This is a genomic window from Sinorhizobium chiapasense, assembly GCF_036488675.1.
GTDB lineage: Bacteria > Pseudomonadota > Alphaproteobacteria > Rhizobiales > Rhizobiaceae > Sinorhizobium > Sinorhizobium chiapasense.
Map to the genome: position 1 here is coordinate 1,075,956 of NZ_CP133148.1, position 14,802 is coordinate 1,090,757.

At 61.2% G+C, this 14,802-nt stretch carries 15 protein-coding genes; 9 read left to right on the top strand and 6 right to left on the bottom strand.

Going from position 1 to position 14,802, the window contains the following annotated elements:
- Positions 1-373 precede the first annotated feature (373 nt).
- Complete coding sequence (parC, locus tag RB548_RS05130) at positions 374-2,650, top strand: DNA topoisomerase IV subunit A (RefSeq protein ID WP_331373950.1); 2,277 nt, start codon at positions 374-376, stop codon at positions 2,648-2,650.
- Between the two features lie 268 nt (positions 2,651-2,918).
- Entirely contained in the window at positions 2,919-3,248 is a 330-nt protein-coding gene (locus tag RB548_RS05135) for an ArsR/SmtB family transcription factor (protein ID WP_331373951.1), read from the top strand.
- A 126-nt stretch (positions 3,249-3,374) separates the two neighbouring features.
- Here the strand turns inward: RB548_RS05135 and RB548_RS05140 are convergent, their stop codons facing one another.
- The 4 genes from RB548_RS05140 to hemB form a co-directional block, all read right to left on the bottom strand.
- On the bottom strand, positions 3,375-4,277 hold the full coding sequence (locus tag RB548_RS05140) for a DMT family transporter (protein ID WP_331373952.1): 903 nt from the start codon (positions 4,275-4,277) through the stop codon (positions 3,375-3,377).
- A 3-nt stretch (positions 4,278-4,280) separates the two neighbouring features.
- A complete protein-coding gene (locus RB548_RS05145) occupies positions 4,281-5,054 on the bottom strand; it encodes an arginyltransferase (protein ID WP_331373953.1) in 774 nt (257 codons plus the stop codon).
- Between the two features lie 141 nt (positions 5,055-5,195).
- Positions 5,196-5,660: an RDD family protein gene (locus RB548_RS05150; RefSeq protein ID WP_331373954.1), complete on the bottom strand. Its 465-nt coding sequence runs from the start codon at positions 5,658-5,660 to the stop codon at positions 5,196-5,198.
- 79 nt (positions 5,661-5,739) lie between these two features.
- Positions 5,740-6,753 carry a porphobilinogen synthase gene (gene hemB / locus RB548_RS05155; protein WP_331373955.1) on the bottom strand — a complete coding sequence of 338 codons (1,014 nt, stop codon included), beginning with the start codon at positions 6,751-6,753 and terminating at the stop codon, positions 5,740-5,742.
- Positions 6,754-6,980: 227 nt separating this feature from the next.
- Between hemB and RB548_RS05160 the strand changes: the two genes are divergently transcribed.
- The 7 genes from RB548_RS05160 (at position 6,981) to RB548_RS05190 (ending at position 13,551) form a co-directional block, all read left to right on the top strand.
- Positions 6,981-7,418 (top strand): DUF6163 family protein, encoded by a 438-nt coding sequence (locus tag RB548_RS05160; RefSeq protein WP_331373956.1) that lies wholly within the window; start codon positions 6,981-6,983, stop codon positions 7,416-7,418.
- Positions 7,419-7,548: 130 nt separating this feature from the next.
- Positions 7,549-8,061: a transcriptional regulator LdtR gene (gene ldtR / locus RB548_RS05165; protein ID WP_180940688.1), complete on the top strand. Its 513-nt coding sequence runs from the start codon at positions 7,549-7,551 to the stop codon at positions 8,059-8,061.
- A gap of 473 nt (positions 8,062-8,534) precedes the next feature.
- A complete protein-coding gene (locus RB548_RS05170) occupies positions 8,535-9,860 on the top strand; it encodes a L,D-transpeptidase family protein (RefSeq protein ID WP_331373957.1) in 1,326 nt (441 codons plus the stop codon).
- A gap of 182 nt (positions 9,861-10,042) precedes the next feature.
- On the top strand, positions 10,043-11,338 hold the full coding sequence (gene glyA / locus RB548_RS05175; protein WP_331373958.1) for a serine hydroxymethyltransferase: 1,296 nt from the start codon (positions 10,043-10,045) through the stop codon (positions 11,336-11,338).
- Between the two features lie 12 nt (positions 11,339-11,350).
- Positions 11,351-11,824 (top strand): transcriptional regulator NrdR, encoded by a 474-nt coding sequence (gene nrdR / locus RB548_RS05180; RefSeq protein WP_003529310.1) that lies wholly within the window; start codon positions 11,351-11,353, stop codon positions 11,822-11,824.
- A gap of 18 nt (positions 11,825-11,842) precedes the next feature.
- Positions 11,843-12,931 (top strand): bifunctional diaminohydroxyphosphoribosylaminopyrimidine deaminase/5-amino-6-(5-phosphoribosylamino)uracil reductase RibD, encoded by a 1,089-nt coding sequence (ribD, locus tag RB548_RS05185; RefSeq protein ID WP_331373959.1) that lies wholly within the window; start codon positions 11,843-11,845, stop codon positions 12,929-12,931.
- Entirely contained in the window at positions 12,931-13,551 is a 621-nt protein-coding gene (locus RB548_RS05190) for a riboflavin synthase (protein WP_331373960.1), read from the top strand. The genes ribD and RB548_RS05190 overlap by 1 nt, the downstream gene beginning before the upstream one ends.
- A gap of 62 nt (positions 13,552-13,613) precedes the next feature.
- On the opposite strand, the gene RB548_RS05195 is transcribed toward RB548_RS05190, so the two are convergent.
- The gene (locus RB548_RS05195; protein WP_331373961.1) at positions 13,614-13,964 is read right to left on the bottom strand and encodes a hypothetical protein; all 351 of its coding nucleotides are present in this window, start codon (positions 13,962-13,964) and stop codon (positions 13,614-13,616) included.
- Between the two features lie 273 nt (positions 13,965-14,237).
- A complete protein-coding gene (locus tag RB548_RS05200) occupies positions 14,238-14,774 on the bottom strand; it encodes a GNAT family N-acetyltransferase (RefSeq protein ID WP_331373962.1) in 537 nt (178 codons plus the stop codon).
- Between the last annotated feature and the right edge of the window lie 28 nt (positions 14,775-14,802).

The window sequence follows — 14,802 nt, forward strand, 5'->3', positions numbered from 1 at the left end:
GCCCCTTGCGGACAGCCTGACATCTCGAACGCGGATACCCTCACTCGAATCCTCAATTTCAAATCGGCCAAATCAGCACACCCTGAAGCTAATACGAAACAGGGCAGAATTATATTCGCCAGATTGGATGGTGCTAGTTCCCCGCGGATCATCGTTTCCGGAACCTTACCGCTGTGGGCGGTCGTAGACACGACGCGTCCTACTGCATATTTACTTAAATCGTTGTCGATTTAAGTAAATATGCAGCGATTCAAAATGCTACAGCGTCCTTCGCGTGTTTCATAAGACGCGCGGCGCTGTAGAGGCCGTGTTCTCCACAACGCGGTGCCTTGAAATTCTTGCCGTTGGCGACCGGTTGCGGTAGCAAGAGGGCATGGGACAAAGCCTTTTGCCGCCATCGGGCGGGGACGACAACATTCAGCCGGTTGACCTCAAGGCGGCGCTGGAAGAGCGCTATCTCGCCTATGCCCTGTCAACCATCATGCATCGCGCACTGCCGGATGTTCGCGACGGCCTGAAACCCGTCCACCGCCGCATCATCCACGCCATGAGCGAGATGGGGCTGAGACCCAATTCCTCATTCAAGAAATGCGCGCGCATCGTCGGCGACGTCATCGGTAAGTTCCACCCGCATGGCGACCAGTCCGTCTACGATGCTCTTGTGCGCCTCGCGCAGGACTTCTCGCAGCGTTACCCGGTCGTCGATGGACAGGGCAACTTCGGCAACATCGATGGCGACAACGCTGCCGCCTATCGTTACACCGAAGCGAAGATGACGGAGGTTGCGGCCCTTCTCCTCGAAGGCATCGATCAGGACGCCGTCGATTTCCGCCCGACCTATAACGAGGAAGACCAGGAGCCGGTCGTGCTTCCCGGCGCTTTCCCCAACCTTCTCGCGAACGGCGCGTCGGGTATCGCCGTGGGGATGGCGACTTCCATTCCGCCGCACAACGCCCATGAACTTTGCGACGCGGCCCTTTATCTCATCCGTCATCCGGATGCGACGGTCGAGGACCTGCTGTTCGATCCCGCCAACCCCCAGAAGGGTGGCATCGAGGGACCGGACTTGCCGACGGGCGGCGTGATCGTCGAAAGCCGGGCAAGCATGATCGAGTCCTACCGGACGGGTCGCGGCGGCTTCCGGGTTCGCGCACGCTGGGTTTCGGAGGATCTGGGCCGCGGCGGCTATCAGATCGTCGTCACGGAGATTCCCTATCAGGTCCAGAAGTCGCGGTTGATCGAGAAGATCGCCGAGTTGCTGGTCGCCCGCAAATTGCCGCTGCTCGAGGACATTCGCGACGAATCGGCCGAAGACGTGCGAATCGTGCTCGTGCCAAAGAGCCGCTCGGTCGATGCTGGCCTGCTGATGGAGTCGCTGTTCAAGCTGACCGAGCTCGAAAGCCGTATTTCGCTCAACATGAACGTGCTCTCGATGGGCCGCGTGCCGCGCGTCATGGCGTTGAACGAGGTGCTGACGGAGTGGCTGGCTCATCGCCGTGAAGTGTTGCAGCGGCGCTCGCGCCATCGGCTGGCCGCAATCAACCGCCGGCTGGAAATTCTCGGCGGCTATCTTGTCGCCTACCTCAATATCGACGAGGTGATCCGCATCATCCGCGAGGAGGACGAGCCGAAGGCGGTGATGATGGAGCGTTTCACGCTCACCGATCTCCAGGCCGAATCGATCCTCAACATGCGGCTGCGCTCCTTGCGCAAGCTCGAAGAGTTCGAGATCCGCACCGAATTCGACGCGCTGTCGAAGGAAAAGGCGGAGATCGAGGCGTTGCTCGCATCGGACGAGAAGCAGTGGCAGGCCGTTGCCTGGGAAATCGGCGAGGTCAAGAAGAAGTTCGCGAAGGCGACTGAACTCGGCAAGCGTCGCAGCACTTTCGCCGATGCCCCGGAGGCCGATGTCGAGGCCATTCAGCAGGCGATGATCGAGAAGGAACCGATCACTGTCGTCATTTCGGAAAAAGGCTGGATCCGCGCCCTGAAGGGGCACATTTCCGACACGTCATCGCTCCAGTTCAAGGAGGGAGACGCGCTGAAAGTGGCGTTCCCGGCGCAGACGACGGACAAGATCCTCGTCTTCACGACGGGCGGCAAGGTCTACACCCTTGGCGGCGACAAGCTGCCCGGCGGGCGCGGCCACGGCGAACCCTTGCGCATCATGGTCGACATGGAGAACGATCAGGACGTCCTGACCGCCCTGGTCCATGATCCGGCACGCAAGCTCATCATTTCATCCGCTGCAGGAAACGGTTTTGTCGTCACCGAAAGCGATATCGTCGCCAATACCCGCAAGGGAAAGCAGGTGATGAACGTCGGCATGCCGGACGAAGCGAAACTCGTGGTTCCCGTCAAGGGCGATCACGTGGCGGTCGTCGGCGAAAACCGCAAGATGCTTGTTTTTCCATTGGTGCAGATCCCCGAAATGGCGCGCGGCAAGGGCGTCCGGCTGCAGCGCTACAAGGATGGCGGCATTTCCGACATTCGATGCTTTACGATTGCGGAGGGTCTCACCTGGGAAGACAGCGCGGGTCGCGTCTTCACCAAGATGAAGGATGAGCTGATCGAGTGGCTCGGCGACCGTGCCGCAGCCGGACGAACCGTGCCGAAGGGCTTTCCGCGGAGCGGCAAGTTCAACGGCTGATCCACCGCGCCATGCGTCTTCAGACGCATAAGGGTCGCACTACAGCGCCGTGCGTCCTTCAGGACGCACAAAGGACGCTGTAAGTCTTTGAATCTACGCATCGTGCTTTCCAAAAATCGATTCCGATTTTCGGGCCGATGCGCTAGCACTTTGAATTACTGCATATTTTGTCCTTAAATCGGCTCAGATTTGAAGAAATATGCAGTCGAAGGCGCCGCTGACGGATTGCCTTCGTGGTTCAATGTTCCTCTCCAGAGGGGTGAATGTCATGGCCTCCGCTCTTGACGCAACCTTGCTGGCTCTTGCCGATCCGATACGCCGCCGCATATTCGAGGTCTTGTTTGCGGGCGCGACGCGCGTCGCGGAGATCGCCGCTGCCGTCGGTATGAAACGGGATGATCTCTCCGGGCATCTTGCCATCATGGAAAGCGCAGGTCTGATTGCCCGGCAGCAGAGGGAGGGCGGGGAGATCGTCACCGCCGATCCGGCGCCGCTCGAGATCGCGGCAAAGTGGATCAATACCAATCGCGAACTCTGGACGATGCGTTCCCAGATGCAGGGCGTTTCGCACGAACCCGGACCCGGCGGGGCGCAGTGATCGGGCATTGCTCTGCAACGCCGCGCGTCTTGTCAGACGCGCAACGGACGCTGTGGCACTTTGAAACGCTGCATGTTTTATCCTTGAATCGGCTCCAGTTTAAGGAAACATGCAGTCGAGGTGAGCCTATCCCAGTTCCGCACATTGCATCTGCGCCTTCATCGCCCTGTAGCGCATCTGCCAGAGCGAATGGCCGATCAGGGCGAGGATGAGGACGGCTCCTCCAAGGAGCGTCTGCGTCGTCGGCGTTTCCGAAAAGACGATCCACACCCAGATCGGAGCGAGGATCGTCTCCAGCAGATAGAACATGCCGACCTCCGGCGCGGAAAGATACCGCGGGCCCGTCGCGAGGCAGAAGAAGGCGAGGGGGATCACCACCAAGCCGTTGAAGAGAATGTAGCCGGGTTCTGCAATCGAAAGGCCGCTCGACGGCAGGAGCAGGAAGGCGGCAACGGCGGGGAAGATTGCGGTCGTCAGCGGCACCAGCGCCATGTCTCGGCCGCTCTTGCGGGCGATGGTTATTGCGCCTGCCAGCAGGAAGGCCGAGCAGGCGGCCATCGCGTCGCCGAAGAGGTGTCCGCTTTCGAGCCCGTCCTGCACGATCACCCCGACGCCGAAAACCATAACGGCCATCGTCAGCAGCGTGGCGTTCGAGGGCCGTTCCTTGAGGAAGATCCAGGAGAGGATCGCCGCGAACATCGACGTGAAGGCAAGTACGAAGACGACGTTCGCCGTCGAGGTGTTGAACACGGCGAGCAGGAAGGTGAAGGAGTTGATGGCGTAGAAGAGACCGGCGATCAGACCCGCCTTACCGGGGATCAAGGCAACGCGGCGGCCAAGGACACGATTGAGCACGAACCAGGCGGCAAGTGCGACGAAGAAGGTTGAAAGACTGCGCAAGGCGAGAATCGACCACACCTCGCCGTTCGCCGAACGGATGAGCGGAATGTCGAAGGAAAGGGCGAGGCCGCCGAGGCCGGTGATGGCAAGGCCGCGCCGGTGCCGGGCGGCGTCAAAGGAAGGTGTCAATTCTCAGTCCGTTTCGGTGGATGCGTCATCGGCAGAATAGCGCTCCCAACCGCGGGCCATAAGGTGCTCCTGCGGCAAAAACTTTGTTTTATACCCCATTTTGCGCGACCCCTTGACCCAGTAACCGAGATAGACGTGGGGCAGGCCGCGCTCCTTCGCCCGGCGAATATGATCGAGAATCATGTACGTGCCGAGCGAACGCTCGGAGAGCGCCGGATCAAAGAAGGAATAGACCATCGACAGGCCGTCGCCCATTCGGTCGGTCAGGGCCGTGGCGATCAAGGGGCCTTTGGCCTTTTCGTTGACGCCGTCGCCTTCGATCCGCAAGCGGTATTCGATGATCTTCGTATGCACATGGGTGTCTTCGACCATCATGGCGTAATCGAGCACCGACATGTCGGACATGCCCCCCTTCTGATGCCGCCGGTCGAGATAGCGGCGGAAGAGGTTGTATTGTTCACTCGAGGGCTCGGCGGGGTATTCGGCCGAGATCACGTCGCGATTGGTGGCGAGCACCCGCCGCATCGAACGCGTCGGCGCGAACTCGTTCGCAAGGATGCGCACCGAGATGCAGGCGCGACAGGTTTCGCAGGCCGGCCGGTAGGCTATGTTCTGGGAGCGGCGGAAGCCTCCCTGCGTCAGGAGGTCGTTCAGTTCCGGGGCCCGTTCGCCCACCATGTGGGTGAAGACCTTTCGCTCCATCTCGTTCGGCAGGTACGGGCAGGGTGCCGGCGCAGTCAGGTAGAATTGTGGAGACGGTGCGGTCTGCGTGTTCATCGAACGTGGGGGCCACTCTTCGTGCGGTTACTCATCGCAATAGCATGGCCTAAGAATGAAAAACGTCAACTCACTCGTTTAGGCATTCCTCACGGAATTGGTGCCTTGCCGCCCGTAGGGCGCAGGGATAACCCGCAGGCATTAATACATATCACGGCGAACCGTGACCGTGCCGATCAGGAGGTCATGCAAAAGCCGGCCGCGGTCTGTGAAGAGACCGATGAGCAGGATGAGCGGTGTCAACAGCGCGTTGGCGATCCAGAAGATCACCAGATGGACGATCGCCGTCAGAAAATCCATCGGCCGTCCGTCCGTGCGGGCGATCGCCACGCCCATGATTCTCATGCCCGGCGAGGCTTGATCGCGGCCGCCGACCGTCAGCCCGAAATAAAGCATCGCCACAAGCGCAAAGAGCACGGGATAGAGGAGGAATCCGAGGCCGAGCGTGAGAATGCCCAGGAAAAACACGACGACCGCCGCCGGAATCCAGAGCAGGGCGATGATCACGTAGTCGATGATGAAGGCAAACACTCGCCGCGACAGCACGCCCTGATAGGCGCGCCAGTCATCGCTCGGGAATCTCACTTGTTCGTTATGCATGCTCATCAGCGTGCCTCACATTGTTGCCGATCAGATATGGGGAATGAGCCTCGACAAAACAACGCTCGCTGAATGCGGATGCCACTCAACGCTTTGCCAGGATGCGCGCCACTTCGACCGCAAAATAGCTCAATATCCCGTCGCAGCCCGCCCGCTTGAAAGCAAGCAGCGTTTCCAGCATGACTCGTTCGCCATCGATCCAGCCATTGGCCGCAGCTGCCTTCACCTGCGCATATTCGCCGGAAACCTGGTAGGCGAAAACCGGCAGGCCAAAGGCCTCCTTCATCCGCCAGCAGATGTCGAGATACGGCAGGCCTGGCTTGACCATGAGCATGTCGGCACCTTCCTCGACATCGAGCGCGGCATCGCGGATCGCCTCGGTACCGTTGGCCGGGTCGATGTAATAGGTCTTCTTGTCGCCCTTCAGCAGACCGCCGGTGCCGATTGCCTCACGGTACGGGCCGTAGAAGGCGGAGGCGAATTTCGTCGCGTAGGACATGATGCCGACATTCTGGTGGCCGGCGGCGTCGAGCGCCTCCCGGATCGCGCCGATGCGCCCGTCCATCATTTCAGACGGGGCAATGATGTCCGATCCGGCATCGGCCTGCGTCACCGCGGCTCTGGCGACGACCTCCACGGTTTCATCGTTTACGATCTCGCCGTCACGGAGGATGCCGTCATGGCCATGGCTCGTGAAGGGGTCGAGCGCGACGTCGGTGATGACGCCGATGTTCGGCACCGCCTTCTTGATCGCGCGGGTCGCCTCGTTGATCAGATTGTCGGCGGCGAGGCTGTTGGAGCCAGTTTCGTCACGCAGCGCCATGTCGATGTTCGGGAACGTGGCAACCGCCGGGATACCAAAGTCGGCCGCCTCTTTCACCGCCTCGACCGCCTTGTCGACGCTCATGCGGTTCACGCCCGGCATGGCGTCGATCGGCTGGACGATGCCGCTGCCCGGCACGATGAAGATCGGCCAGATCAGGTCGTCGACGGTCAGGCGGTTTTCCTGCACCAGCCGTCGCGTCCAGTCCGCCTTGCGGTTGCGGCGCATGCGGCGGTGTCCCGTTATCCTGTCCACAAGATTTGTCTTGTCGTTCATCGCGCCCCTTCCTTCTTCATTTGCACTGCAGAACGCGCTTTACCATGTACCGCCGTCGGTTGAAAACTGCACAGCCCCATCGTCGGCTGCGGCATTTGCTCCCGTCTTTCCCTGCGGCATGTTTTTCGTTGCGCGTCTGATTAGGCGCACGGCGCCGTAGGGCGGCGCGCGAGCCTCGCAGTACTTGCCGGTAGATCTGAGGAAGTACTCGGCCTATGTTGCCGCGCATGCTTCACGATTCTGCTCATGTGCCGAAGCCCTCGCTGACCGAAGTGCTCTTCGGCTGGTTCCTGCGCCTGGTGTCGGCGTCCTGCTTCTGGTTCGCCCTGAACTATTGGGCGATGCTCATCGGATTTTCCCACAACGGCGCCGGCCGGTTTGATCTGCTGCCGCCGGAGTGGCGCGCCGCGGCCACCGCCCTTGCCGTCGTCTATCCGGTCGCTGCAATCGGCCTATGGCTTTTGGTTTCCTGGGGGCCCGTTGTCTGGGTGCTCGCCGCGGCAATCGAAATCGCCGTGCATGAGTTCTACCCTGGCATTTTCGGCGCGCGGCCTTTGCTTTTCGTGCTCCACGGGGCTGTCGCCGTAACCTTCGTTCTTTTCCGCATTGCGCTTTTCGTGCAGCGACTGCGGCAGGCGCGGAAGGTAAGGGTTGATTCACCCTGAGACACGCTCGCCCGACGGTAAGTTCATGTTAAGGCTGCGGTTTAAGTAGAATTTTATACGTATTCGATAGGGTCTCACTCAAGGCGGGAAGACAAACAGACACCGCCAAACAAAACAGTGAGGCAGTCAAATGAACACGAAAATGAAGCCGCAGGCAGTTGCGCCCCGAGACCCGCAGGAAGAAACGATCCGTGGTCTTTACATGGAATCCCTTCACCTTGTCGAGCGTCTGCACCGCCGCCTGCTCGACGTCATCAAGGACGAGTTCGACCGTCAGGGCCGCAGCGACGTCAATGCCGTCCAGGCGCTGTTGCTCTTCAACATCGGCAACTCCGAACTGACCGCCGGCGAACTCCGCTCGCGTGGCTATTATCTCGGCTCGAACGTTTCCTACAACGTCAAGAAGCTGGTCGATCTGGGTCTCATCAACCACCAGCGCTCCCGTGTCGACCGCCGCTCGGTCCGCATCAGCCTGACCGAAGAGGGCCAGGACATCGCCGAAACCGTCGCGAAACTCTACGAGCGCCACATCGGTTCGATCCAGAAGGTCGGCGGCATCGGCTCCGACGAATTCACCCAGATGAACAAGCTCCTGCAGCGTCTCGACCGCTTCTGGAACGACCAGATCCTCTATCGCCTCTGATCAAATCGCAAACCTCCAGTTCAAGGGTCGGGCGCAACCCCTGCGTGTCCGACCTTTGCTGTGTTCTGTCGTCGTCGTCGCTCCCATAAGTCCGTCGCCGGGCGCGAATGTGGCTGGGATCGGCAGCCGTCTGAATCCCGAGACACGAATTGGCCATATTGCTGTGGGAGCGACGCTTCGATGCCGCAGGTTTGCTCTCGGGTTACGACGGGGATTCGTTTCGTGTTCCGCCTGCCGGCTGGATGCTTTCGCGCGCACTACTGCATGATTCCTTAAATCGGAATCGATTTTAAGGGCAAAATCATTGCAGCAGTTCAAAGTGCTACAGCGACCTCTCCGCGTCCGATTGGAGGCGCGGCGCTGTAACGTGAACCGACGTGAGAGCTAGGTGGCACAGGGGTTAACCTTTGTTAACCACGTTCGTGCTAGGGCTCGGGCAGCGCGCCTATCGGCGCATTGGGATGGTAGGGACTATGTCGAAAAAGAACGGGATTGATGCTTTCTCGCGCCGTGCATTTCTGCGCTCGGCCGCAAGTTTCGGCGCCGCCGCATGGGCGGGCGCCGCCAGCGCGCAGGATGCTCTGAACGAGATCATCAATTCACCGCGCCGCGGTTCCTGGGATGACCAGTTCGACGCCAAGGCATCGCGCACGGCGACGGCCGTTCTTTCCAACACGCCGGTCTTCGGGCCCGAAACGATCAGCCATCTCCAGCAGGCGATCTATGACTATCAGCAAATCGTTGCTGCCGGCGGTTGGCCGATGGTCACGACCTCGGTGAAGCTGGAGCTGGGGGTCACCGATCCCTCCGTTCAGCAACTGCGCCAGCGCCTGATGGTTTCCGGCGACCTGCCGCGTTCGGCCGGTGTCTCCTCTTCCTTCGATTCCTACGTCGACGGTGCGGTGAAGCGCTTCCAGGCGCGCCACGGCCTGCCGGCCGACGGCGTCATCGGCGAATACACGTTGAAAGCGTTGAACGTCGATGCGACGACTCGCCTTGGCCAGCTTGAAACCAACCTTGTTCGCCTCCAGTCGATGTCCGGTGATCTCGGTCGCCGCTATGTGATGGTCAACATTCCGGCCGCCTATATCGAGGCCGTCGAGAATGGTCGGGTGGTGCTGCGCCACACCGCAATCGTCGGCAAGATCGACCGCCAGTCGCCGATTCTCAATTCGAAGATCTACGAGGTGATCCTCAATCCTTACTGGACCGCGCCGCGCTCGATCGTCCAGAAGGACATCATGCCGCTGATGCGCAAGGACCCGACCTATCTCGAGCGCAATGCGATCCGTCTTTTCGATGGCAGCGGCAACGAGGTTTCGCCAGAGACGGTGGACTGGAACGCCGAGAAGGCGCCGAACCTGATGTTCCGGCAGGATCCGGGCAAGATCAACGCGATGTCGTCGACGAAGATCAACTTCCACAACGAGCACGCGGTCTACATGCACGACACGCCGCAGCAGGGCTTGTTCAACAAGCTGATGCGGTTCGAGTCATCGGGCTGCGTGCGCGTCCAGAACGTGCGCGACCTCTCGACCTGGCTTCTGAAAGAAACGCCTGGCTGGTCCCGTCAGCAGATGGAGGCGACGATCAAGTCCGGCGTCAATACGCCGATCACGCTCGCGGAGGAAGTCCCGGTTTACTTCACCTATGTCACCGCCTGGTCGGCAAAAGACCGGGTCGTACAGTTCCGCGACGACATCTATCAGCGCGACGGTGCTGCCGAGCTCGCGCTCCAGACGACAACGGGAATCGAGCAGTCGGCAGGCGCCATCGAACAGGACGCTTTGCCGCAATAAGCAAACTCCCGACTTCACCGACAAAGGCCGCGCATCTCAACGAGCGCGGCCTTTTTCTTGGCGTGCGCGCAGAGTCGTTCGGCGCGGCGGATGGTGGAAATGGCGCAAACCGCACAGCGGATATTGCTCTCCGCGTGCGAGGAAGCTAAAGAACGACCACCTTTGAGAGGAGCCTCGAGCCGATGCTTGCACAAACCAATGACGCCTTCTTCACCCGCTCTCTTGCGGAAAGCGATCCGGAGATCTTCGGTGCAATCGAGAAGGAGCTGGGGCGCCAGCGCCACGAGATCGAGCTGATCGCCTCCGAGAACATTGTCTCGCGCGCGGTGCTCGAGGCCCAAGGCTCGATCATGACGAACAAATACGCCGAGGGCTATCCGGGCAAGCGCTACTACGGCGGCTGCCAGTTCGTCGACATCGCCGAGGAACTGGCGATCGAACGCGCCAAGAAGCTCTTCGGCGTCAACTTCGCCAACGTCCAGCCGAACTCCGGTTCGCAGATGAACCAGGCGGTTTTCCTGGCGCTGCTGCAGCCGGGCGACACCTTCATGGGCCTCGATCTCAACTCCGGTGGTCACCTGACCCATGGCTCGCCGGTCAACATGTCCGGTAAGTGGTTCAACGTCGTTTCCTACGGCGTCCGCGCGGACGATCACCTGCTCGACATGGACGACGTCGCCGAGAAGGCCCGCAAGCACAAGCCGAAGCTCATCATCGCCGGCGGTACCGCCTATTCGCGCATCTGGGACTGGAAGCGCTTCCGCGAAATCGCCGATGAAGTCGGCGCCTGGCTGATGGTGGACATGGCCCATATCGCTGGTCTCGTTGCCGGCGGCCAGCATCCCTCTCCGTTCCCGCATTGCCACGTCGCGACGACGACGACGCACAAGTCGCTGCGCGGTCCGCGCGGCGGCATGGTGCTCACGAATGACGAGGACATCGCCAAGAAAATCAACTCGGCCGTCTTCCCCGGTCTCCAGGGCGGCCCGCTGATGCACGTGATCGCGGCCAAGGCCGTTGCGCTCGGCGAGGCCCTGCAGCCCTCCTTCAAGGAATATACGGCCCAGATCGTTAAGAATGCCCGCGCGCTTGCCGAAACGCTGAAGGCCAGCGGCCTCGACATCGTTTCGGGCGGTACCGACAATCACTTGATGCTCGTTGACCTGCGCAAGAAGAACGCGACCGGTAAGCGGGCGGAAGCCGCGCTCGGCCGCGCCTATATCACCTGCAACAAGAACGGCATTCCCTTCGATCCGGAAAAGCCCTTCGTCACGTCGGGCGTGCGCCTCGGTGCGCCGGCCGGCACGACGCGCGGCTTCAAGGAAGCCGAGTTCAAGGAAATCGGCGAGTTGATCGTCGAGGTGCTTGACGGCCTGAAGGTCGCCAATTCCGACGAGGGCAACGCTGCCGTCGAAGCTGGAGTGCGCGAGAAGGTGATCAAGCTCACCGACCGGTTCCCGATGTACAGCTACATGTGATCGGACGGCTGCATGCGCTGCCCCTATTGCGGTTCCGAAGACAGCCAGGTGAAGGATTCCCGTCCGGCAGAGGACGGGAATGCCATTCGCCGCCGCCGCATCTGCCCGGATTGCGGCGGCCGCTTCACGACCTTCGAGCGGGTGCAGCTGCGTGAGCTGATGATTATTAAGAAAACCGGCCGGAAGGTGCCTTTCGACCGGGACAAGCTGCTCCGTTCATTCGAAATTGCCCTCAGGAAACGCCCCGTCGATCGGGACCGCATCGAGCGCGCGGTGTCGGGCATCGTCCGCCGGCTTGAGAGTTCAGGCGAAACGGAAATCCCTTCCGAAGAAATCGGTCTGCAGGTGCTCGAGGCCCTGAAGAGCCTCGACGATGTCGCCTTCGTCCGCTACGCGTCGGTCTATCGCGATTTCTCGCACGCGGAAGATTTCGAGAAAGTCATCGCGGAGATCAGCGCCAAGATCGCGCGCGATCCCGGCGAATAGGCCCAAGCGGAGCAAAGCATGACAGCGCCGACGCGCGAGGACGAAAGGTTCATGGCGGCGGCGCTGCGCCTCGCCCGGCGCAATCTCGGCCAGACGTCGGCGAACCCTTCTGTCGCCTGCATCATCGTCAAGGACGGAACGATTGTGGGAAGGGCTGTTACAGCGCCGGGGGGACGCCCGCATGCCGAGACGCAGGCGCTCGCCGAAGCCGGGGAGAAGGCGGAAGGAGCAACCGCCTATGTCACGCTCGAGCCTTGCTCGCATCACGGCAAGACGCCGCCTTGCGCCGACGCTTTGATCGCCTCCGGTGTCGCACGCGTCGTCATTTCAATTCTCGACCCGGACGAGCGTGTTGCCGGACGCGGCGTGGTGATGCTGCGCGACGCGGGCATTGCCGCCGACATCGGCACGCTCCATCGCGACGGAGAGCGGGCGCTTGAGGCCTACCTCATGCGTCAGCGCATGAAACGCCCGCATGTGACCCTGAAGCTTGCGGTTTCCCGGGATGGAATGATCGGCCGCACGGGGGAGGGGCAGGTTCGGATTACTGGCACCGTTTCGCGTGCGCGAGTACAGGTGCTGCGCGCGGAGACCGACGCGATATTGGTCGGCATCGGCACGGCGGCCGCCGATGATCCGGAACTGACCGTGCGATTGCCGGGATTGGAAGACCGCTCCCCGATCCGTATCGTTCTCGATCGTCGTCTCGATCTGCCAGTCCGCTCGAATCTCGTCCGTTCGGCGCGAGATGTTCCGGTGATTGCCGTGGCCGATGCGAGGCTCGATGAGGAAGCTGCCAAGCGTCGCGCTGTGCTCGAGGCCGCTGGCGTGGAGGTGCTGGACGCCGACAGCATTCCAGACCTTTTGACGGCGCTTGCCTCCCGCGGCATTTCCTCGCTGCTGGTCGAAGGTGGCGCGCGGGCGGCGCGCGCGTTCCTCGATGCTGATCTTGTCGACCGTATCCTGCTCTTCGTCGGCCCGATCAGCATTGGCAGAGATGGGATTCGATCCCCATTTGATCGGCAGTCTGTTCCGGCCGGTTTCGTGCTTCGACGGACGGCGCGCTATGGCGACGATATTTTCGAGGATTATGAGAGAGACATCTGATGTTCACAGGCATTGTCACCGATATCGGTACGGTTGAGGCCGTCACGCCACTGAAAGAAGGCATCAAGCTTCGGGTTGCCACCAACTTTGACCCGAAGACGATCGATTTGGGCGCTTCCATCGCCCATTCGGGCGTATGCCTGACGGTCACCGCGCTGCCAGAGGCAGGCAGCAATGAGCGGTGGTTCGAGGTCGAGGCGTGGGAAGAGGCACTTCGGCTGACGACGATCGCCGGATGGCAAGAGGGCACACGCATCAATTTGGAGCGCTCCTTGAAGATCGGTGACGAGCTTGGCGGCCATCTTGTGTCCGGCCACGTGGACGACAGGGCCGAAATCTTCTCCGTCGAGCCGGAAGGCGACGCGGTGCGCTTCCGGCTACGCGCGCCGGAGCATCTTGCCAGGTTCGTGGCGCCCAAGGGCTCCGTCGCCCTCGACGGAACCTCGCTCACCGTCAACAAGGTGGACGGAGCCGAGTTCGACGTGCTCCTGATCCGTCATTCGCTCGAAGTCACCACGTGGGGCGAACGGCGGGCCGGCGATCTTGTCAACTTCGAGGTTGATACGATGGCGCGTTACGCGGCACGGCTGGCAGAATTTCCCGCGCCCAGGGCGGAATAACAATAGCGGAAATGAATCCGCCCCTGACAAGCGGGGGCGGATTCAGTTGCTAGGGCACGGTTTCAACGCACATAGAGCGTGAGACTACCGTCGGCCGCCTGCGCTGCGCCGGCGATGTTGTTCATCTCGACATCGCGTGCCTTCAGCTTGGCGGCGCGCGCCCTGTTGCCGTCGACCGCGGCATGGAGGGCTGCCATCTGTTGTGGCGTTTCCGCGTCGATCCTGGCGCGGGTTTCGCTCATCCGGCTTAGCGTGTCGACGTCGACGATCCTGAAATTGTCGCCCTTGAGGTTTCGAACGGTCCGATCGATCTGGTTCGGCCAGTTCATATAGACACCGGCCGCGTAAGAGATGCCGCCGAAACTCAAGGCGGAGAGGGTGGCGATGACGGAGATTTTCGCAAAGCGGTTCATAGTCATGCTCCTTTGAACGCCCGCGGGTCTCCGGCGCGTCTTCAACGGGCAGAGGCGTCCCGCGATGGCCAGCACCCATCCCTTGCGGGTGAGGTCACCCACAGCGAAAGAGGCGCGTGACTGTTTCGACTGGTTGAGGCGGCGCTCCCGTCGCGCGACCGAGAGTTACGTCGTTTCAACGTTGATACGCTGGGCCGGAATGTGGCCCTTTCGAGGGCATAACGCTCTGAAAAATAATTAAAATTTGTTCATGTTCGCGAACCGGGGGGCAGTCTAGGCCGCGGACTTAAGGCGCCGTTCGAACAAGATCACGTGGTTGCCGTGATAGGTTGTGCGCCAGAACTCCGCAAAGCCATGCTTGGCGGCCACCCGGATCGACGCCTGGTTGCCGATGTCGATGACACAGGTCTTCTTCAAGGCCGGAAATTGACGATCGGCCCAGGCGAGGGCCGCGGTCACCGCCTCCGTTGCCAGCCCTTGGCCATGCGTTCTGGGGGAAAGCGCCCAGCCCATTTCCATTGTGCCTTCGAGGGACGGCGTGATCATGCGATGGGCGTCGTGGAAGCCGGCTTCGCCGATGAAGGCACCGGTTGCCTTCTCCTGAATTGCGAAGAAGCCGAAGCCGAAATAGTGCCACATGCCGACCTGGCGCAGGAAGCGTGTCCAGGACTGTTCGCGCGAATAGGGGATGCCGCCGATGTAGCGCGTGACCTCCTCGTCGGCGAACAACGCGGTATAGGCGGCAAAATCGTCGCGCCGGTAGGGGCGCAGCAGAAGTCGTTCGGTTTCGATGGTGGGAATGCTGTGCATGTTTCGATCCAGATTCTTGCGGGGGAGT